This window comes from Streptomyces sp. NPDC005803, from assembly GCF_040630435.1.
Taxonomy (GTDB): Bacteria; Actinomycetota; Actinomycetes; order Streptomycetales; family Streptomycetaceae; genus Streptomyces.
This window is the reverse complement of sequence record NZ_JBEXXO010000045.1, coordinates 19,149-39,762: the sequence shown is the minus strand read 5'-3', so window position 1 is coordinate 39,762 and position 20,614 is coordinate 19,149. Positions and strand designations below refer to the sequence as shown.

Sequence of the window (20,614 nt, the reverse complement as noted above, 5' to 3'; positions counted from 1 at the left end):
TGACGTGCACGCAGTTGGCCGACCAGGCTCCACGAAGCGACGCACGAAGAAGTCAACAACCCCGCGTCCACGCCGCACAGGTTAAAGATCAAGTTAGCGGTAGACGCCGTTCGCGGTTGCCGGTTCGTCGAGCGTCGGAGGTGGGCCCATGTCCTGGCCGGATGTCACGTTGGTTGATGCGTGCGTGCGGCGCGAGGGCCGGGGCGGTAGCCCCACGGCCGTCACCGACGACGACCCGGCGGCGACGGACGCGGACCGGCGTGCGGTCGCTGCTGCGGCCGGCACCTCGCACGCGGCGTTCCTCGGCTCGGAGCGGACGCCGGACGGCGGCTGGCCGGTCCGGTTCTTCACCGCCACCGCCGAACTGTCCGGCTGCGGCCACGGCACCGTTGCCGCGCAGGCCGTCCGGCTGGCCCGCACCGCACGGGGCGAGTTGAACGACCGCCAACGCACCGGCGGGCGCACGTTCGACACCGTCGCGATCCGCCGCCCCGCCGGCATCGAGGTGTGGTTCGACCAGGGCCTCGTCGCGCTGCGTCATCCGGCACCGGACGAGCGCGCCGCGATAGTCGCCGCGCTCGGGCTCACCGCGGACGATCGGCATCCGACCGACGCGCCAAGGATCGCCGCGCCCGGCGCACCACGCATGCTGGTACCGGTCCACGATCGGTCGGCGCTGCTCCGAGTCTGCCCACACCTCGGTAGGCTGACAGCGGCGTGCCAGCGGTACGGTCTCCTCGGCTGTTTCGTGTACGTACCGCCGGTGGGCGACCGACCGGGTGCGGCGCGGATGTTCGCGCCGGCGATCGGTGTCGACGAGGACGTCGCCAACGCCAACAGCACCGGCTGCCTCGCCGCCCACCTGCTCGACACGGCAGGGGTGCAGACGGTCGCGATCGAGGTGGAGCAGGGTGACACCCTCGGTCGACCGGCCAGCGTGCTCGCTTCGGCCCGACGCGGGCCGGCGGGCATCACGACCCGGGTCGGCGGGTTAGCGGTGGTCCGCGACGGACACTGAGGCGGCGACTGGTACTTCAGCCGGACTTGGATGTTTTGCCTGGTCAACGGCTTGGGTTTGGGGAGTGTAGCGGGTTGGTGCCGGAAGCGGGGCGAGTTTGCCTGGCCCGTCCCGCGAACGAGTGCCCTCGCCGTGTGTAGTGATATCGGGCTGGACAGCCACGGTGTGTGAGTGATGACCTATCCGCCAACGAGTGGGAAAAGGAGTTGGAAGAACTCTTTCTGCAAGTCGGACACCTTCTCACATGTTGAACCGCGACGCCGGATGCGGACTACGTCCGTGGTCTGCTCGGCCCGGTGGGCCGCAAGAGCTGATGGCAACTGGCCGAGTTCGCCGGGCACTCCACGCCGGACAGCCTGCAGCAACTCCTGGCGAAAAGCCGGTGGGAGGCCGACGAGATCCGCGATGACCTGCAAAGTTACGTTGCCGAGCACCTCGGCGCTGACGACGGTGTCCTGATCATCGACGACACCGGCTTCGTCAAGAAGGCGTCACTTCAGCCGGCGTACACCGGCCCTACTCCGACACCGCCGGCCGCACCGAGAACTGCCAGATCGGCGTCTTCGCCGCCTACGCCACCACCCTGGGCCACGCCCTGGTCGACCGCGGGCTCCACCTGCCCAAGTCCTGGACCGACGCCATCGAGCGCTGCCGCGCTGCCAAGATCCCCAGCGAACGTGGCTTCGCGACGAAGAACGACCTGGCCCGCATCATGGTCCTGCGAGCACTCGCCTCCCCGCTGCCCGTGTTCAAGTGTTCTGGTCAGGTGGGGCAGAGGAGGGAGAGCACGCGCGGACTGAGGGCGGATATCGAAGTTGGCGAGAACGGCTCCGGTGCCGGGTGCACGACTTCGCCTCTGGATCATCGCCTTGGCTGGGTGGTGCCAGGGGCCAAGATCGGCCTGGTGTTGAGTGGTGCCGCCTTCTGCCGAGGCTGTGGCGTGCGCCTGCCACGGCGGTGGGCAACCGTTTGTTGATCTCCGCCGTCATATGCACATGACGACGACGCCTGCCCTCCCATCCCTCGTGCTGCGCGGCAGCAGTGCCACCGCCCCCTTCGGGGACGGATTCGACTACGTGCAGTGGGAACAGGACGGGCGCGTGACACGGATTCCGCTGGAGGCCATCGAAGCGGTCCGCAGCCTCGACCGCTCGTTCGAGGTCGTACTGACGACTGCAGAGGCCGACCGCCGTGCCAGGTACACGGTCCACGATGCCAGCACCGCAGCCGTGGCCACGTTCTGCGCCGCCCTGCAGGCCCGACTGCCCGAGAGAGCGGCCGAAGGATCGCGCGTCGACGGCGAAGATCTGATCACCGAAGTCCCTGCTGGGCATCCCCGGAGGCCCTCGAAGCGCGTTCTTGTTGTCGCCGTGATCGCGGTCTTCGCTGTGATCGATGGGGTGGTGGCGGTGCTCCGTGAGCCGGCGTGGGCCATCGCGCTGCCGTTCTTTCAGCTCTTCGCGGGCGCGGGGGTATCCATGGCTCTGACGCTGGGACGAGGCTTGTACGAAGCGCTGCACCTCCCCAGGCACGGCATCACGGTGATGGCGCAACTCGACCACTACACCCACAGAACCAAGGTGTACCGGTACGAGGACCAGGACGGCGGGCAGCACTTCCACCGGGATCGGACCGGCGGGCAGCAGCTTGAGCTCAGCTACGACCCGAGCAACCCCAGCCGCGCCTCCGCCCGCCAGCCCCTCTACGGCCAGGTCATGATGGCGCTGATGTCAGTCGTGGGCCTCGGGATGGCCTGCGGCGGACTTGGGATCACCGGGTACCAGCTCTTCATCGCGTTGCGTGGCTGACTCCGTATGCGTCCGTGTAGAGCACCTCTTCAACTCGTACCACCGCTTGCGATCGGCACTGGTTGAGGCGTCGGTAGCAGATGAGGCTGCAGGGGAGGGAGACGAAGACGTGGTGGAGTTCGGTGCGCCGTTCCCAGCGAACTGCGAGGCGTTTGAAGTGGTGGAGCAGGGCGAAGGCCTGCTCCACCACGTAGCGAAGTTTGCCCAGTCCCTTGATGTTCGGACAGCCCTTGCGTGAGATGACGGGCAGGATCCCGCGCTTGCGTAGTTCGTCTCGGTTGGGGTCGGAGTCGTAGCCCTTGTCGCCGAGCAGAGCTTCGGGTCGTCTGCGGGGCCTGCCCGGGCGTCCGGCGATGGGTGGGATGCCCTCGACCAGAGCGAGGGGCTGGGTGACGTCGTTGACATTGGCTGCAGTCGTGATGACTCTGAGCGGGGTGCCACGTCCGTCGCAGATCAGGTGGTGCTTGCTTCCCGTTTTCCGCCGGTCGACCGGCGACGGACCGGTATCGGATCCCCCTTTTTCGCTCGAACGTGGGAACCGTCCACGCATGCCCGTGACCAGTCGAGTGCGCCGGCCGCGTTCAGTTCCGCGAGCAGAATCCGGTGCAGCCGGTCGAAGACCCCTGCCTTCTGCCACCGGTCCAGGCGACGCCAGCACGTCTGGCCCGAGCCGAACCCCAGCTCCAGCGGCAAAAGTTGCCAGGCTATGTCGGTGTAGAGGACGAAGGATGCCCTGCAGACAAAGACGACCCGACACCGTCCGCGGCCCTGGCGACCGCTCCGGCCACGGTGGCAGCAACGGCTCGATCAGCGCCCACACGTCGTCGTCCACGATCCACGGTCGAGTACTCACACCCTCACGAACGGCCAAATCAGCACACCGGTCACAGCCAACCAGGACGCTTCAGCAAGATCGTGTTACGAGCTCAAAGGGCCGCGAATCTACGACTGGGCCGCGGCCCGACTGCCGACTGTCTGGGAATTTCGACGGCGATGAGCCCACCCGCCAGCGATGGATGCTCGCCCGACGCAGCATTACCAAACCGGACGAGCTGGCCTACTTCCTGGCCTCGGCGCCTCTGCAGGCAACCCTTGCCGACTGGGTGCGGATCGCCGGCTGCCGCTGGAAGATCGAGGAGTGCTTCCAGAGCGCGAAGAACGAGTGCGGCCTGGACCAGTACGAAGTCCGCTGCTATTAGCGGGTGTTCCACAGGACGATGGCGTTGAGGACCAGGCCAAGCGCGGCGAACTGGTCCTCTTGGCCCTCGAGGACCAAGCCACCGGATAGCGCCCCCGCGGAGAAAGCCCTGAGTGGTGTGGTGTCCTGGGCGTGGACTTCCAGGATGCACGTCCCGTCGGACGCGAACGGACTGCCCTCCTCGTCGGTCTCTCCGCAGCGCAGCCCACGACAGCCTCGCACTCAAGCCGATGATCGAGGGCCATCAAACGAGACACGACCCCCGCCGCGGCCGGTACGTCAAGCTGCAGCGCTTGCACGCCGACCAAGCCTACGACGTGCCCCAACCGCGGAAAATGGCTATGGGGCGAGCACATCGGCGTGCGCATTGCCCGCAAGGGAGTCGAGTCCAGCGAGCGTTTAGGCCGCCTCAGATGGGTCATCGAGCAGACCATGTCCTGGCTGACCGGCTACCACAGACTGAACACCGCTGCGAACGCCACCCCCGCAACTACTTGGCCTTTCTCGGCCGTTCAGCCACCCTCTGCTGCTACAAACGACTCGCTCGACTCACGACATAGGGACACGGTCTCAGGAGAACTTCGCCATGTCCAAGCCCGTGCCTGCCGAGGGCCCACAAGGCCGGGTACCAGTTCACTCGTGCACGTTTTTGGGTCAAAATAGTCAGCTGTTGCGGATCACCAAAGCAGTGCGATGCTTGAAATGAGACGTTCATGATAGAGGCTCGCGACCTAAACCCCCTATGCGTGCTCTGCCTGCCTGTTGAGGATTCGAGCTTGTGCAGTCATGGCTATGGTACCGATGAGGAAGATCTTCATCCTTGCGTCAGAAAACTACGGGGTTCAATCGCTATGCCTTTCGACTTTCATGTTGATGTAAGGCTGACGGACGTTAAAGACCCGAACAGCAGTTACCGAAGCCGATGCCGCGAAGTGAACATTGCCGCGAACTAGGTGATTGTGTCGAGAAAGCCCTGAGTGGTGCGCAGATCCTGGTCGCGCAACAGGTCTGACCACGGTGAGTCGGCATCCGTTATGAGATGAGAAAGGCCCGATGGAATGGATATATCAGCTGAGATGCTGGCAGCCAAGGATGTACTTGCGGCCGCTTTGGGGCAGGCGTTGCCCTTCCTTCCTGGCGTAGTGGGCGTAGATGTTGGCTTTCGCCAAGACGGGGTCGAACTGACGGACGAAGTCGTCATTCGAGTTTTGGTCACAGACGAGAACAATGTGCCCAGCCAGCTGGAAGCTCTAACGGCTGACACCCCTTTTCCCGTGGCCGTTGTGCAACGCGACTTCACTCCATTGGCGGACGACGCCGCCTACGACCCAGTGATCGGTGGAGGCACCGTGAAGGCGGAACATGGCGGGTTCCTGTCCCCCGGAGGCACGTTGGGCGGAATTGCGAACGACGCGCTATTCGGTGGGCAAGTTGGTATCTCCTGCGCGCACGTTATTGCGAGTATCACAGAGCCAGTAAATATCCTCCAGGGTGACCCGATATACCAGCCCAGCCTGAATCGTAAGATCGGTAGACTATACCGCTGGCAAGACGCTACCGACACAGCTGTATTCAAGTTCGATGATGGTATTGCCTTCGATTGGGCGATTGCTGAGATCGGTGCTTATAGCGGTATGGTCAGGGCCAAATTGGGAGATTCAGTGCAAAAGCGAGGTAAAACAACGCTCCGCACTACCGGCCGTGTGAGTGCGGTGGGACTGCAGCCGCTCGGAATCGGAACTCCTCCAAATTCTTTCGAAATCTATACCGACGACGTAGCCAATCAGCCGATCTTCGTGGAGAGAGGCGACAGTGGATCTCTGGTCGTTAATCTTTTCGGGCAAGTGGTGGGGATCCTCACGCAGAAGGGGATCGAGTACAGCTCGATCGCTACCATCGGCACCCCTCCTCCAGGTGCAATATCTGGGTTCGCTACGCAAATGATGACCGAAGGTGCGGTCGCCGGCGCTGCCGACTCGGTTGGAATCAGCTTCTGAACGGGGCGGTTCCCAAGGTAATGAGGTGGGCGGCGGGTCAGGGCTTTGGCGTAGTCGCCTGTCGCCGGGCATCTGGTTCATGACGGTCTGCCGGCTTGACTCGCCGCGGAGAGCGGAATAGGCACGGCCTCCACGATCATGGAGTTCTCGACGCCCCGTGACCTGGATGGAAGCCCATGCGTGCCAAAGCATCATCGTTGATCCCGCCTGCCGTTGACCAACTCCGCGAGGATCCCGAGGCCGCACCGGAAGACCTGCCCGGCCTGCTGGACCGCCTCGCCCAGGTGCCCGATTCACGTGCTCCCCGTGGAGTAGGCAAAGCCCTGGTCGATGTGCTTCCCCTGGCCGTCTGCGCGGTGCTGGCGGGGGCAACATCGCTGGTGGCGGTCGGTGAACGGATCACCGGCGATCCGACCCACGTGCTGGAACACATCGGTGTCCGGCTCGACCCTCTTTGCCCCCAACCGCCTTTACCTGCGGAAACGACGGTTTGACGGCAGCTGGCCCGGATCGACGGTGACGCAATGGACCTGGCTGTCGGACGCCGGCTCGCCGACCGCAGCAACCGGGCGGGGGCCGACTGCGCGGCCTGGCGGTCGACGGGCAAGAGCCTCTGCGGAGCCGCAGCCGCCAGACAAGCGAAATCACCTGCTTCCAGCCGCTGCTGGAGACCCCGGCCGACCTGGCCGGGGTCGTCGTCGGCAGCGACGCCATGCGCACCCAGCGCGAGCGCGCCGCCTGCCTCCTCGGCCGCGAAGCCCACTACATCGTGATTGTCGGCGTACGGATGAGCTTGCACAGTTGGGTACGGATGAACACGCTCAGCTCCGGTGCTCCTCGAGCTGGATTGGCTGCCCGTGTCCGTAAGGCGGAAGACGAGGACGCTGGGCGTTCCGCGGATCGCTTCCTATGGCGTGATATCCAGGACGGCTTTGCCATGGAGGCGGCGGCCCATGAGGGCGCCGATGGCTTCATGGACCTGGTTCCAGCTGCCGCGCCAGGAGATCTGCGGGGTGAGGTCTGCTGCGGCGACGCGGTCTGCGAGCCACGTCAGGTCGGGGCCGTGGAGGGGGCCGTCCTGAAGGTGGAAGGTGACAATGGAGCGACCATGGCGTCCGGCGTTGCCTAGGAACGCGCCGGGCGGGAAGTGCACGGGCTCCAGCGTGGCATCGCCGACGGCGATCAGGGTGCCGTGCGGTGACAGCTTCTGGAATGCCTGCACGAGTTGAGGGCCCCCGACGCAGTCCACGACGGCATCCACGAGGGAGCCGGTGTGTTCCGGCCCCGCGATCACCTCATCGGCGCCCAGTGCGCGCAGTCGGTCGCCGTGCCCGTCGGGGTCGCCGGTGGAGGCGATCACATGTGCGCCGCCAAGGCGTGCGAGCTGGACCGCGTACCGTCCGACGCCCCCGGTGGAGCCCGTGATGAGAACGCGTTTGCCCGCTAGGGAGCCGATCCGCCGCAATGCACGCAGGGCGCTGGTTCCCGCAGTCGGCAGGGTGCTGAGCGCCCCGGGGTCGGTGCCGGCGGGTGCGATGCCGAGCAGGCCGGTGTCCACCGCCCGCAGTTCGGCCCAGCCGCCGTTCTCGCCCAGGGTGACCACTTCTGTTCCGGCAGCCGGCCCGGAACCGTCGGCGGCCGCGCGTTCGACCACTCCGGCGGCGTCCCAGCCCAGCACAGCCCCGTCCGGAGCCTGGGATACGGCGTGGCCGACCTCTCCGAAGTTGAGCGAGGTGGCGGTTACCCGGACCAGGGCCTGGTGGGGGGCGGGTTCCGGGTCGCGGGTCTCGCCGAGGCGGAGACCGGAGGGAGCGGAGTGGTCGATGAGTAGAGCGCGCATGTGGTTCGCCTTTCGAGGGGTGCACGAGCAGTTATGCCACTCAGTGGCATACGCGTGCAAGTGGCGTTTGCCGCCGCGCTACACTCGTCCCGTGACTGCCCGCCCCTACATCTCGCCGACTGCCCCCTCCCGACGGGACGGCTTGCCGAACCAGACGCCCGCCGCTCCGCCACTGCGGGAACGCAAGAAGCACCGCACTCGTCAGGCGCTGATAGACACCGCACTGAAGTTGTTCACCCAGCGCGGATTCGGCGGGGTCACGCTGGACCAGGTTTGCGACGAGGTAGAGGTGTCCAAACGCACCTTCTTCCGGAACTTCACCAGCAAGGAAGACGTCGCGATGGCCCCGCTTCAGGACCTGTGGACCGCCTTCCTGGAGGAACTGCAGAGCAGCCGACTCAACGGCCGTCCACTGCTGGAGCTGGCGCAGGAGGCCCTCCTCGCCGCCCTGGATCATGTGGCAGACGAAGAATGGGCGGACCGGACTGCGCTCAGCCTCCGGCTGGCGGAGCAGACCCCGTCGATGAACGCGCACGGCCTGCATTTCTGCGAACGCACCACCAACGCGGCGCTGGAAATCCTGCACCGCAGATTCGACCTTGTGAACCCCGACGACCCCCGTCCCCGTCTGGTCGCGGACATGCTCGTCGCAGCGTTCCGATACGCCCTCACCGGCTGGGCAGCCCAGGCCGCGGACACCGACGAACCGGCCGCGCTCCGGGCACCGGCCAGGCAGGAACTGGCCACCCGCTTCCGCGAGGCCGTCGCTGCCCTTCCCGGCAGCCTCACGCTGTCCGCTGCTCCGCGCCAAACCGACATCTGACCGGCGACAGCCAAAACCGCCGACTCCGGCACACTCCGACCGAACTCTTCGTCCCGGTCCACTGCCTGGAGCTACCTCGTGACCACCGCGGGGAAGCCAGCAGTGGTCTGACGCTGTCTGTGTACGTTCATCTTTACCCGCCTGGGCACTTTGCCGAGTATGCCGACAGTGATCGCCAGGACAACCAGAAGAAGCTCCGCAAGCAGCTCAAGCCCTTCCGACAACGCCCCCCCGCGTTACCTTTTTCGTGGCTCCGCAACGGGGCCTCCGGCCTTCGGGTCCGGCATGACTTCCCCCCTTGTCGTTGATGATCCGGGGGGTGGTGTCACCGGGTCCGGAGGCATCGACGGACCGCTGATGAGGGGCTTGAGCACCGGCTTCACCCAGGCCGGAAGAGCTCTCCGTGACGCGGATGTGGCAGTTCGGTGCCCTGGCAAGGCCGGACGAAAGGGTGATGGAGGGGCCTGCACGTGATCGACACCGGCGGCATCGACGTCTTCCTCGGCCTGGACGTCGGCAAGGGCGAACACCACGCCACCGCCGTCACCCCGGCCGGCAAGAAGGCGTTCGACAAGCGTCTGCCCAACACCGAGCCCAAGCTCCGCGAGTTGTTCGCCAAACTCCAGGCCAAGCACGGAACGGTGCTGGTCGTGGTCGACCAGCCGGCCTCGATCGGCGCCCTGCCGCTGGCCGTCGCCCGGGACCTGGGCTGCCCGGTCGCCTACGTGCCGGGCCTGACGATGCGACGGATCGCCGACCTCTACCCGGGCGAAGGAAAGACGGACGCGAAGACGCGTTCATCCTCGCCGACGCAGCCCGGGCGATGCCCCACACGCTGCGGGCGATCGACGGCCAGGACGAGACGATCGCCGAGCTGGAGATGATCGTCGGCTTCGACGACGACCTGGCCGGCGAGGGCACCTCGGTCGCGAACCGGCTCCACGGCCTGCTGACCCAGATCCACCCTTCGCTGGAACGAGTCCTGGGGCCGCGGTTGCCACACCCGGCCGTCCTCACGCTGCTGGAACGGTTCGGCTCACCGGCTCAGATCCGCAAGGCCGGCCGTCGGCGGCTGGTCACGCTGTTACGGCCGAAGGCGCCAAGGATGGCCGAGCGGCTGGTCGAGGACATCTTCACAGCGTTGGACGAGTAGCCCGTCACCGTTCCGGGAACCGAGGCGGCCGCCCTGATCGTCCCAAGCCTCGCCGCCTCACTCACGGCCCAGAGCCACGTCGACCAGTGCGGGATGACCTGTTAGCCCGCCTCCGTCCGCCGACCGCGTTGACGCGTTCACCACGTCCGGCCAGACGGCGGGCTCGGTCGCCTTGTGCGGCACGGGGACGCGCGCGACGCCACCCCGCATCACCTCATCTGTCCGGCGCGCAGTTCCAGTGCTCCTTCAACTCCTATTGGGGCATGCGCAGTTCATTGGACCAGGCGGCACCCGCTTCGCCTTCGCGGGCGAGGGTGTACTGCGCGAGCGCCTCCGGGGTGCGGCTCACCGGTGCATCTACTGCGGCTGATGGCTACGCGACAGACTGCCATGGGAACGGAAGCATCGATCACAGGTTTCAGCGGTGGACAGAAAGCCCAGGTGGGCACACGCTGGATGTGGGCAGTCTTGCAGCTGGATATGGCTATGGCCCGCCGCACCACGGCGAGTTGGCCGCCCCGGCGGCGTCTCGCAGACGCCGAGCGTGGAGACCTGCGTGCGAACTCCATACTCATCGCCGCTTTGGGGCATGGCGAGGTTGTACGCAGTTGTCTCGCTCATCCAGGACGGCGTATCGAGTGAGAAGCCCGCACTTGTTGCGGATGCCTGCACGTGAAAAACCCAGGAGCCGGAGCGGATTGTGACACATATTCCCAGCCACACCACAGGGCTCATACCCGTAAGAATGCGCCTGGACGAGACAGATCAGTTCGGAAACGGAATCGCCCGATTTTCGTTCAATCATTACGAAGACGGGGAATTTCAAGGCGCATTCGATTTCACCAGTCTCGATGCGGCCGAGGTTTCAACCTCCGGTCTCGATCAACAACTGGCGGTTGAAATCATGATAACCCCGGACTCGGTCGACTCTCTTCCCCTGGTAGATCAGGATGCAGGCGTGCAGACACTCTCCGACGCACCGGCGACATCTGCTCTGGAGACTCAGACCATCAGCCTGTCTCTTGGCGGGTCCCTTGTAGGAAAGTGGTCTGTGACGTTCGAGGTCCCCATCCATGAGTTCAGCCTCGACGGCGCATGGGTGAAGCTCTAGCGAGATGGAGGACCACCCAGTTCTCCCTTCCCCTCACGTCCGGGCTCGACATTCCTCAGCAGCTGCCGCGGGCTTCAGCAAGGCAAAGCCACACTCATCCACGTCACGTTCTCAACCCTCAATCCGGAGACCGGATTCCCGGGCTCCTGCACACGTTGTTCGCCAACGACTTCGTCTAGACCATCAGGGAGATTCGCATGCCCGCGGACGAGGTACCAGTCAAGAGGGCGGCCCCGCTCAAGGAGAACGCCTTTGGCCTGCTGCAGCTCGCGGGGGTGGGCGGCCTCGACGTCGGAGCCGATGACGCCGACGAATACACGCTGCGAGTTCTGCTCAATCCGGAGGGGGTTTGGTCACGATCCGGGGAATCCGGGTCTGCAGTAGTGAACGAAAGAAACAAGATCGTCGCCCTGCACTCGGGTGGCGACGGAATGCGCGGCTACGCATCGGGTTTCGCCCCGATTGCGTTCGCGTTCGGGCTGTAGGCGGCGCTCGCCATGGCGATCTTCGGCAAACCTGGGGCCAGTTACCTGCGACCCGGCAGGCTCGACGTCTTCGTCCGCTCCCGCGAGGCCACGCTGGTGCACCTGTGGCTTGCCGACGGCGTACCCGGTGCCCTCGATCTGGGCGGCCGGGTGGACCAGTTCGCCGAGCCGGTCGCCGTTCACCGGGAACCGCAGGGCCTCGACGTGTTCGCGGTTGGCGGCCTGAAATTGCTGCACTGGCGTTGGGACGCCGCGCGCGGCCGGATGATCGGGCCGGAGGAACTGCCCGGCTACATCGCGACCAAGCCGGTTCCGGTCGCTGAAGGCGACTGGCTCTACGTGTTCGCGGCCGACGTCGGCGACCGACTGCGGTACTGGAGCCGCAGCCCGGGCGGCCTGTGGTCCCATGACAAGCTCACCGATGTCGGCGCGGCCGGCTTGGTCGCGGTGCACCGCCAGCCCGGGATCATCGACACCTATTCCGCCTCGAACGGCATCGTGCACCAGGTCTTCGGTGGGATATGGCAGGCGCCGGTGCTGTTGCCGCACAGCGATACCCTCGAGCCTGGCATCGCCGCGGTCGAGGCGATCGCCTGGACCGACGACCACGGAGCCGTCCGGCAGGATGTGTACGGCCTGCTGGGAGACGGCACCCTCCGGCATTGGGGATACGGCTATTTCGCCGGCCCCGATCCGACCCGTTGGTGGGGGCCGGATCCCGTCCGCCCGGAGCGGCTGCCGTTCGGGGTCGCCGTGGCGGCGCGCGGGCCCGACATCGTCTTTCGAGACGAGGACGGGCGGCTGCACCACTGGATCTGGCAACACGGGGAGCGCCGCTGGGACGACTTCTCGCCGCTCACCACCGGCTGGCAAGCCGATCCAGTCATCGTCGAGCGTATGGGGGGCTCGCCGGGTATGGACGTGGTCGCCCAGGTCAAGGCGGACACGGTGCGGGTGGCGTCCTGGGACACCCAGATCTGGTCTCCTCGCACACTGGGTCTGCCCAGCTCGCGTGACGCGTCCGGCGCCGTGCTGCCCGAACCGGCGCAGGACGCGCTCGCCGGTGCCACCGACGACGTTCCGCCGGCGTTCCTGCTCACCCGGCCCGCTGACCACGTCGTGCTTGGGGTGCACGCGGTGGGCTACCGGATGACCACCGACCCGGTGCCGAGACTGGTCGCCGATGCGGCTGACGCCCACCTGGTGGTGACCTTCCCGCCGCAGCACATCGCCGAGGAGGTGTCCGCGCCCGGCGCGTCGGCGCTGCTCGGCGACGTATGGCAGGCGCAACTGTCCGGTTCAAGCCGGGTCGCGATCACCGCCGCGCCCACGTTCGAGTTGACCGCCGCGGGTGTGCTGGCTGCGTTGCACGACGCTCCGATCGACCCCGATGAGCAGCGCACGGCCGTCGAGCTTCCCTGGGGCCTGATCGTCGCCCCGCAGGCCCACTCCGGCGCGGTGGTCACCCGGCACCCGAACGAGCCGGTGGACCTCGATGGCACGACCGGGCTGTGGCGCACCCGATTCGGCACCGACGCGGGCGACGGCGGGGTCGCGGTCGCGGCGCTGCGGGCCGGGCGGCCGGACCCGTTCCCCATGGCGCTGACCAAAGCCAACCGGGTCAACATTGCCGGGCAGTCCCCGCCTGCGCATGCGGACCGGCTGGAGCTGAGCAGCCTGGGCGGCACTCTGATCGCAGCGGGCAGCTGGCGGACGCTCGAGTGGGAGCAGCGCACAGTCGGCGGGCGCGACCAGCGGGTGCGCACCGCCACGAAGGGCGTGCTGTACCCGTTCGGCCACCGGGCGGTGTTCGTCGAGACAACCGAACGCAGCGCCGACGAGCCGGTCGCGGTGTTGCGTAAGACCCGGGTGCTCTACGTCACCGAGCCGACGGTCGACGGACTGCGCTCCCGGGCGTTCCCGTTCGACCAGGTGGAATGCACCACGCTGGAGTACGGCGGCCTCGCCGACGCCGACTGGCAGACGGTGCCCCGGCCGACCCGGGAGATCGCCGAACTCCAGAACCGGGAGCAGGAGGCCGCGGTCGAGGCCGATCGGATTTTTGAGGACCTGTACGGATCGGACGCGATGCTCGCCGGGATGCCGCAGGTTGAAGAACTGGCGGCTGGCTGGACCGACGACGCGGACGAGCTGCTGGATCCGGACGACCCGGAGGGGTTCACCCGTGCCGGGGCCGCGCGCACCTGGTTGGCGTGGTATGTGGCCCGGCGGGATGCGTGGCGCGCGATCCAGCTGCTGCAGCGGGAGAACCTGGGCGCCGAGCCGGTGGAGACCTTCTTCCTGCCGACGACGGGCAACGGCGAGCCGATCCGCTTCCCGATGCGCTGCCGTCAGCCCGGACGTCAGGTGGGTTTCGAGCTGCCGCTGGTCTTCGTCGCCGACCTCGAGCTCGGCGACGAGGTCCGCGCGACGTTCCGATCGCTGGACAACCTGGAGGTCACAGAGCAGGTCCACCGGTTCTACACCCAGCCGGGGCATGGAATCGTGGATCTGCCGGGCGCAAAGATCAACATGGTGCTCGACGCGGCTCGCACGGCGCCGGGCGACGTCCAGGAGGTGCACCGGCTCAACATCGCCGGCAGCCCGACGCCGAGCGGTGCCTTCGTCCCGTCGCTGGGCCGCGCCGGCGAGGTGGGATCCTGGGCGGCCGAGGTGGCCTTGCCCGCGCTGCGCACCCTGCTGGACCGCGACCCGCGGGTGCGGACCGTTTTCGACCAGGCGTATCTGAGCGCCGCCTCCGACGACATCCCCCTGCGCATCCTCGACGACCTCGGCGTGGACTTCACCACCAAGGCCGATCGCTCCGGCGGGCTGGCCGCACCCAAGTACGTCGCAGACGGCGTCTCCCGCATCCAGGGCCTGGTCAACGTCGCCGGATCCCAGTCGCTGGACCCGGCCGACCTCTTCACCGAGGGAGCCACGCTGCTGGGCTTCGACCTGCGCGAGCTGGTCCGCGACATTCCCGCGCCTCCTGAGATGGTCACGCTCGACACGACACCCCCGGAGGTCCGACTGAGCTGGGCGGACATCCCCCTCGGCGAAGCGCCCGGCGGGGACTTTCTGCCGCTGTCCACGGAGACGTCGACACTCACCCTGACCAACACGAGCTCCGCGGAGCGCAACGAGACGACCTGTGTGATCACCGACTTCAAGCTGGTGCTCCCGCGAAGCGAGCCGATGATCGAGATCAGCTTCGGGCAGGTCGGGTTCCGGCAGGTCACCGGCGAGGCGCCGCAACTGACCATCGACGGGCTGAGCGCGTCCTTCGTCGGCAAGCTGCGGCTGCTGGACGTGCTCCAGGAGAAGGTGGGACTGGGCAGGCTCGGACCCCAGATCGTACCGACCAGCAAGGACATCACCGCACGCTACGCGGTGCCCTTGCCGGACGTGGCGGCGCTCTCCTTCGTGCTGAGCAACCTGAACTTCAGCGCCGCGCTGCGGGTGCCGTTCGACGGCGCACCGGTGTCGCTGTCGCTCGGATTCGCCTCACGGGCACGCCCGTTCACGCTCACCGTGCTGATGTTCGGCGGCGGAGGCTACGTCGACCTGGAGCTGGACCGCTCAGGGCTGCGCCGGCTGGAGGTGTCGCTACAGTTCGGCGCCGCACTGGCGATCAACCTCGGCATCGCCACGGCAGAAGTGCACGCCTTCGGGGGCATCCGGTACGAGTTGGTCTCGGACACGCCCCGGCTCACCGGGTTCCTCCATATCGGCGGCAGCGTCGAGCTACTCGGGCTGGTGTCGGTGGCGGTGGAGCTGCACGTCGAACTGGCCTACCAGTTCGATACCAACGCGCTGGTGGGGCGCGCGAAGATCGTTGTCGAGATCGACGTCACCCTGTTCTCCGAGTCGGTCGAGCTGGACAGCGGTGAATGGGTGATCGCTGGTGGCGCGCCCCGCGAACCGTCCGGTCCGCCGCCTCCCCGGCCGGTGGATTTCGCCGCACCACCTCCCGGACCGGATCCGGCCCTTCTGCAGGCCTGGCGGGACTATCGAGGAGCGTTCGAGTGAACGAGATCCTGTGGATCGCCGTGCCGGCCGGCACCGTCATGAGCGATCGCGCACCCCTGAGGGTACTGGTCGTGCCCAAGCTCGACACGGCGACACCGCAGCCGCTCTCGAGCTTCGGGTTGCAGGACTGGCCTGCGACTCTGGCCGGAGCCCAGTTCACCGTGGAGACGGCGCCCGACGCCGAGTCGAACGTCACCGCCGTCGTCACCGGGCTCACCCCGCTGACCGCACCGGCCAGCGAGGTGTGGCGGTCGTTCTTCCCCGCCGAGACCGTGGTGGAACCGCCACGCCGACGGGTCTACGACACTCCGACGGTGAGCCCGACATCGACGGAGGCCGCCCGGGTCCGGCAGACCTACACCCTGTCCGCGCAGGCGATCGCCGACCCGGCGGTCGAGGCCGACCCGGTGCTGCGGGAGCAGTACGCGCAGTGGGCCGCCGAGCAACGCGCCGGGGACCCCGGATCGCTCGGGCCCGAGGAGTGGCGGGCACCGGACTTCGCCCGCACCGTCTCGCTGCTGCGCGAGCATCCTGCGGTCCTCACCCGGCTGGGCCTCATCCTTGATTTTGCCCTGGAGACAGCCACGGTCCCGGTCGGTTCGCAACTGATCCGGGTGCGCTGCACACTTGGCGCGGACCTGCCCGGCGACTGGGGCACGGTCACCCCGTGGACCCGCTTCGAGTTCGATCGCGTGCATTTCGTGCCGGCCCCAGGGGCGGACAGCGACCTGCGCACCGGCATGGTCGACCTCACCGGCACCACGCAGATCGGCGCCGATCCAGCCGCTACAGCGACCTGGAGCGTGGCTACCTTCGACGTGGCCGGCGGGGTGGACCGGCTCCGCGACGGCGCCCGCTCGATCTCCGACGGCGAGCGCGCGATAACGCTGCCGGTGTTGCGGTCGGCGGGACTGGCGCTGCTGCGCAACGGCCGTGGCGAGCAGCTGAGACAACGCGCCGCGAACGCCGAACGGCCGCTGCAGGAGCGGGAACTGACCGCGGACGAGCTTGTACTCGGCTATCGCGTCGACATTCGCCGAGCCAGCACCGAGGGGCAGACGGGCCAGTGGTTCCCCCTGTGTGAGCGCACTGCCACCTACAGAGTCGGTGATCAGCAGATTGGTCCGCCGGCGCAGGTCGAGGAGGGGCACGTCAAGGCCAACTCCGCGGTGATCGGCGACGACCGGGTGGTGCGCGCTGATGAGATGGTGGCCCGGTGGAACGGGTGGAGCCTGGTGCTGCCCCGCCCGGCTTTCGACGAGCGCGGCCCCGTGCCCAGCGCGGCGACCCGGCTGCCCCTGCCTTTCGATTTCCACTGGGACTTCGGCCAGTCCGCGCGCAAGCTGGGCGAACTACGGTTCGGGCAGGGCTACCAGATGCGCATCCGGGTCGCGGACATGGCCGGCGGCGGTCTCCGCTTCGACGACCTGCCGGCCGGCAGCAACCGCAACGCCACCGACCTGGTGCTCTATCGGCGGCACGAGCCGATCCCGCCGCCCGAATTCGCGCCGCCACCCGACGCGTTCCACCTGGAGTCCGGGCAACTGGTCGCCAACCCGGCGGCGTTCGGTCCCGGCGGCACCCTCGACTGCCTGGTCATCCGCAGTGACCCGGCCGGTACGACAGCCCTCGACGTCGACCAGTTCACCGCCGCGCACCCTGAGTTTCCACGCGACGACCGTCGGATCCTGCTGCCACCGCCGACCTCGTTGACCCTCGCCGAGCAACACGGCCGGCTCAGCGGGACCGACATCGACGGCAACCCGATCGACGACAGCGTCGTGGCCGGCTGGGTGCAGCGGGCCGTGGCCCCGCCGACGGCAACCGAGGAGGGCGACTACAGCTGGCTCGCCGATCCGGCCGGAGTGAGCGTGCTGGGCTTCCTCACTCCCGGCCCGGATGCGCCGGCGCCGGGGGAGAGCACCGACAGCGCCTGGCAGCCGCGCTGGCCCGGCTACTCCGCCAAGGCGCTCGAACTGCACGCTCACCGCAGCGCGGGTGAACCGGTCATCCAGTGGGTGGACGAGACGCTGATCGTGCGGCTGGCGCCCGGGGAGCAGGCTGAGCTCGAGCTCAGCTCCCGCGCGGACGCCAGCAGGCTCGACGAGTTCGAGATCCAAGAATGGGTGCCCAACGCCGCGGAGGCCAGCTTGGCAGCAGGGCGGCACCCGATGCTGACCCCGCCGCGCGTGGTACGGCTGGTGCACGCTGTTCGCAGACCACTCGCCCCACCGGCCGCCGCCCTACGCGCCGACCGCGAGGCCGGCGCCACCTGGGTTACGCTCACCGACCCTGACCGCCCGCTGCTCGGCGTCGACCGCAAATCCACCGGTCAGGTCGACGTGGCGGCACAGTGGCACGAACCCGGCGACAGCGAAGCCGCAGGCCCGCTGCTGACCGAACAGGTGTGCTCGACCGCGGTCGCGCCCGACGCCACCCAGCTGTCGGTACGGCACGAGTTCGGCGACACCCGGCATCGCCGCGTCACCTACACCCTGACCGCGCTGAGCCGGTTCCGGCAGTTCTTCGCGGCCGGAGAGGACGCCGCCTTCCGGAGGGACACCACCCTGGCCGAGGCCGTCAGTGTCCCCAGCTCGGCGCCACCCGTTGCACCGGTCGTGCTCGCGGTATCCCCGTCCTTCCGCTGGGAGGGCTCGGCCGACCTGGCAGCCGGGCCGGTGCGGCGAACCCGTCGCGGCGGCCGGATCCGGGTCGAACTGGCGCGACCGTGGAACCTGTCCGGCGAGGGCGAACTCCTGGCCGTGCTCACCGGCCCGGACCTCACCCGGGTGTCGCGGGATCCGATCTGGACGACCGGCGATGCCGCCGGAATCGCGCCTCCCGAGCTGTTCGCCGGTGCGGCGGCCGCTACCGCCGAGCACGTGCTGCCGGGCACCGACACCACGGTGCGGGCCGTCCCCTACGCAGTGCACCTGCACAGCGAGACCGACCGCTGGTACGCCGACGTCGAGCTGCCCGGCGCGGCCGCCGACTCGTACTGCCCGTTCGTACGGCTGGTACTCGCGCGCTACCAGCCGGAGAGCCTGCCCGGCTGCGCCGTGTCGCCATCGGTGACCACCGATTTCGTACAACTCATGCCGGACCGCATGCTGTCCGTGGAGCACGTTGCCGACGGTCTGCAGGTCCATCTGACCGGAACCGGACCACTCGGGCCGACCCAGAACCCCGTCGTCGCCCTCCTCGAGGAGTCCTCCGGCACGGCAACCAGCGACCTCACCTCCGCCGCCCCTGACGTCGCCGGCCTGTGGCACCGTGTGCCGGGACACATGGTGTCGGGCGTACTCGGCGAACCCCTCCCACCCCTTGCGGTCCCGGCGACCGACGGCCGGCTGCGCGTGGTGATCCGTGAGATCGAGAACATCCAGCCCGCCGTCACTGGCGACGACGCCACCCTGGCCGGCGAGTTGCGGCAGCGGACCGTGTTCATCGACGTGGTGACGCTGGGGTGAACCTCTCAGACAGCGCCGTCGATCCGTGCCGTGACGATCTCGGCGAGCTGCACCTCGATCCGCTGCCCGCCTCCACGTCGTCGCCGACCCGGACCCGTACGGGTCAGCGACCCAGATCCAGACGATCAGCGGGGTGGCGCGCGCTCTTCAGATCGTTGCCCGCCGCGTAGGCGATCGTTGCCCGGCAGCCGTCGCAGGGCATGTCAACCCCATCGTTCTGTGGAAGCAGCGATGTCAAGCCGTGTGCTTGTGCATCACATCGAGGTAGTGCCGATCACGGTGCGGCACGTGGTTGTCCCGTCCCGGCAGGCTGAAGACCGCGCAGACGTCAGCGGGCTGGGTGAGGACGCTCGACTGGTCGCCGAATGTGAGAGTGCTGTTGACCGCATGCCGGCAGCCTGCGTCGTCGAGGGCAGTGATCAGCTCCTCGCGGAAGAAGGTGGCCTCGAACGACTCGGAATCGGGCAGGACGAGCGGCGGGAGTTTGGCGGTCGAGCCGGGCCAGAGGTTGATCCAGATTCCGCTGACAGCCCGCTGAGTGATCACCAGCTGCAGCCCATCCCAGGAGTAGGGGTAGCCGTCGATATCAGACCCCTTCAGCATGTGAGCCGGGTGCGGGCGCCCCGGGCCGAGGAGATCTTCAGCCTCAGCCAGGGACATTCCGCAGTTCAGGGGCCCGATCCGGCCAGTGCGGGCGAAGTCGACGAGTACGTCCATCAAGGTCACGACAGTGACTGTGACACTTTCCCCAGCCGGTTCGCACTTCGATATCAGCGCGGTGCCGAGCTTGTGCCGCCTTGTCGGACGGCGATGAGTGGCAGAAGGCGTGCGGTCGCCGGCACGTCGAGTTCGCGGGGCGCTGGGCCTGCGGGTGTCGGAGTATCGGCCACGCGGTCGAGCAGGCGGTCCAGTGCTTCCTGGCCGTCGTCAACGGCGGGGATATCCGCCGGGCCCGGAACGCGAACAGCGGGTCCACCTGCTCGGCGGTCCTCCGGTCGACAAGCGGGGCTGGGAGGGTCTGACACCCTGCCAGGCGTCGATCGAGGCTGCGATGGCGGTCAGTCCCACCAGCCGTCGCCGGTTTGCCAGCGCTGAACCCACTCCACGAAGCCGAAGGCTTCCGGCCCCGGGTACGGGTAGGCGCCCACGTCGCTGATCAGCCAGACGTTGCCCCGTTGGGGACCGGTAACGACGAGTACCCAGTAAGAGAGTTCGTCGTCGGTGCCGAGCACGATGGAGCCATGGCCGTAGACCTCAGCGACGCGCTCGTTGTGGTCCTCGGCGAGGGGCTCGCCTTCCCAGGCCCACGTCTCCTGGAGCGGGAACGGCGCCGCGGGAATCCGATCGGCCTGGTAGGGCCAGCCCGGCGTGAGCCAGCCCAGAGGCAGCAGGCCACCGTCCTCCGGCGGCCCGAGCGAGGACCCGTTGGCGATCTCCGCGACCATGCTCCGGTACGGCTCCGGGAGAACGGCCCCGTTCTCGGCCTCCCATGCCGCGACCGCCTCGTATCCAAGAGCCGGCTCTCGCCACTCCGGCTCGAACGCTGAGCGCAGGAACTCCAAGGCGGCCTCATCGGGACGCTGATCAGGTGATGCGACTGTCATGGCGACATGCTCGCAGAGGAGACTGACCGAAACACCGCGAGCGCCTGTTGACGCCGGGTGGGGCCACTTCGCACC

13 protein-coding genes and 4 pseudogenes are annotated in these 20,614 nt (G+C 67.8%); 13 read left to right on the top strand and 4 right to left on the bottom strand.

Annotated features, from left to right (window positions below; translation table 11 throughout):
- Positions 1–148 precede the first annotated feature (148 nt).
- The 3 genes and pseudogenes from ABZ454_RS37060 to ABZ454_RS37050 all read left to right on the top strand — a co-directional run bounded on the left by ABZ454_RS37060 (position 149) and on the right by ABZ454_RS37050 (position 2,826).
- A complete protein-coding gene (locus ABZ454_RS37060) occupies positions 149–1,018 on the top strand; it encodes a PhzF family phenazine biosynthesis isomerase (RefSeq protein WP_359543891.1) in 870 nt (289 codons plus the stop codon).
- A gap of 320 nt (positions 1,019–1,338) precedes the next feature.
- Positions 1,339–1,994 (top strand): annotated as a pseudogene (locus ABZ454_RS37055) (transposase).
- Positions 1,995–2,007: 13 nt separating this feature from the next.
- Positions 2,008–2,826 carry a DUF3592 domain-containing protein gene (locus ABZ454_RS37050; protein WP_359543890.1) on the top strand — a complete coding sequence of 273 codons (819 nt, stop codon included), beginning with the start codon at positions 2,008–2,010 and terminating at the stop codon, positions 2,824–2,826.
- A gap of 73 nt (positions 2,827–2,899) precedes the next feature.
- Here ABZ454_RS37050 and ABZ454_RS37045 read toward each other — a convergent pair.
- Positions 2,900–3,679, bottom strand: a pseudogene (locus tag ABZ454_RS37045) (IS5 family transposase); the annotation flags it as partial.
- 163 nt (positions 3,680–3,842) lie between these two features.
- Here ABZ454_RS37045 and ABZ454_RS37040 point away from each other — a divergent pair.
- From ABZ454_RS37040 to ABZ454_RS37025, 4 genes and pseudogenes are all read left to right on the top strand, one after another.
- Positions 3,843–4,025, top strand: coding sequence for a hypothetical protein (locus ABZ454_RS37040; protein ID WP_359543889.1), 183 nt, complete (start codon positions 3,843–3,845; stop codon positions 4,023–4,025).
- 138 nt (positions 4,026–4,163) lie between these two features.
- Positions 4,164–4,584: pseudogene (locus ABZ454_RS37035) on the top strand (transposase); the annotation flags it as partial.
- A 516-nt stretch (positions 4,585–5,100) separates the two neighbouring features.
- The gene (locus tag ABZ454_RS37030; RefSeq protein ID WP_359543888.1) at positions 5,101–6,021 is read left to right on the top strand and encodes a hypothetical protein; all 921 of its coding nucleotides are present in this window, start codon (positions 5,101–5,103) and stop codon (positions 6,019–6,021) included.
- 176 nt (positions 6,022–6,197) lie between these two features.
- Positions 6,198–6,515, top strand: coding sequence for a transposase family protein (locus ABZ454_RS37025; protein ID WP_359543887.1), 318 nt, complete (start codon positions 6,198–6,200; stop codon positions 6,513–6,515).
- 413 nt (positions 6,516–6,928) lie between these two features.
- Here ABZ454_RS37025 and ABZ454_RS37020 read toward each other — a convergent pair whose 3' ends face one another.
- Entirely contained in the window at positions 6,929–7,861 is a 933-nt protein-coding gene (locus ABZ454_RS37020) for a zinc-binding dehydrogenase (RefSeq protein WP_359543886.1), read from the bottom strand.
- 91 nt (positions 7,862–7,952) lie between these two features.
- Here ABZ454_RS37020 and ABZ454_RS37015 point away from each other — a divergent pair, with 91 nt between their 5' ends.
- The 6 genes and pseudogenes from ABZ454_RS37015 (at position 7,953) to ABZ454_RS36990 (ending at position 18,935) form a co-directional block, all read left to right on the top strand.
- On the top strand, positions 7,953–8,684 hold the full coding sequence (locus ABZ454_RS37015) for a TetR/AcrR family transcriptional regulator (protein WP_359543885.1): 732 nt from the start codon (positions 7,953–7,955) through the stop codon (positions 8,682–8,684).
- 470 nt (positions 8,685–9,154) lie between these two features.
- Positions 9,155–9,900: pseudogene (locus tag ABZ454_RS37010) on the top strand (IS110 family transposase); the annotation flags it as partial.
- Between the two features lie 682 nt (positions 9,901–10,582).
- Complete coding sequence (locus ABZ454_RS37005; RefSeq protein ID WP_359543884.1) at positions 10,583–10,948, top strand: hypothetical protein; 366 nt, start codon at positions 10,583–10,585, stop codon at positions 10,946–10,948.
- A gap of 197 nt (positions 10,949–11,145) precedes the next feature.
- Positions 11,146–11,433: a hypothetical protein gene (locus ABZ454_RS37000; RefSeq protein ID WP_359543883.1), complete on the top strand. Its 288-nt coding sequence runs from the start codon at positions 11,146–11,148 to the stop codon at positions 11,431–11,433.
- A gap of 12 nt (positions 11,434–11,445) precedes the next feature.
- The gene (locus ABZ454_RS36995) at positions 11,446–15,465 is read left to right on the top strand and encodes a hypothetical protein (RefSeq protein WP_359543882.1); all 4,020 of its coding nucleotides are present in this window, start codon (positions 11,446–11,448) and stop codon (positions 15,463–15,465) included.
- A complete protein-coding gene (locus ABZ454_RS36990) occupies positions 15,462–18,935 on the top strand; it encodes a hypothetical protein (protein WP_359543881.1) in 3,474 nt (1,157 codons plus the stop codon). The genes ABZ454_RS36995 and ABZ454_RS36990 overlap by 4 nt, the downstream gene beginning before the upstream one ends.
- Positions 18,936–19,169: 234 nt before the next feature.
- On the opposite strand, the gene ABZ454_RS36985 is transcribed toward ABZ454_RS36990, so the two are convergent.
- Both ABZ454_RS36985 and ABZ454_RS36980 read right to left on the bottom strand, forming a co-directional pair.
- On the bottom strand, positions 19,170–19,661 hold the full coding sequence (locus ABZ454_RS36985; protein WP_359543880.1) for a hypothetical protein: 492 nt from the start codon (positions 19,659–19,661) through the stop codon (positions 19,170–19,172).
- Between the two features lie 332 nt (positions 19,662–19,993).
- The gene (locus ABZ454_RS36980) at positions 19,994–20,539 is read right to left on the bottom strand and encodes an SMI1/KNR4 family protein (protein ID WP_359543879.1); all 546 of its coding nucleotides are present in this window, start codon (positions 20,537–20,539) and stop codon (positions 19,994–19,996) included.
- Between the last annotated feature and the right edge of the window lie 75 nt (positions 20,540–20,614).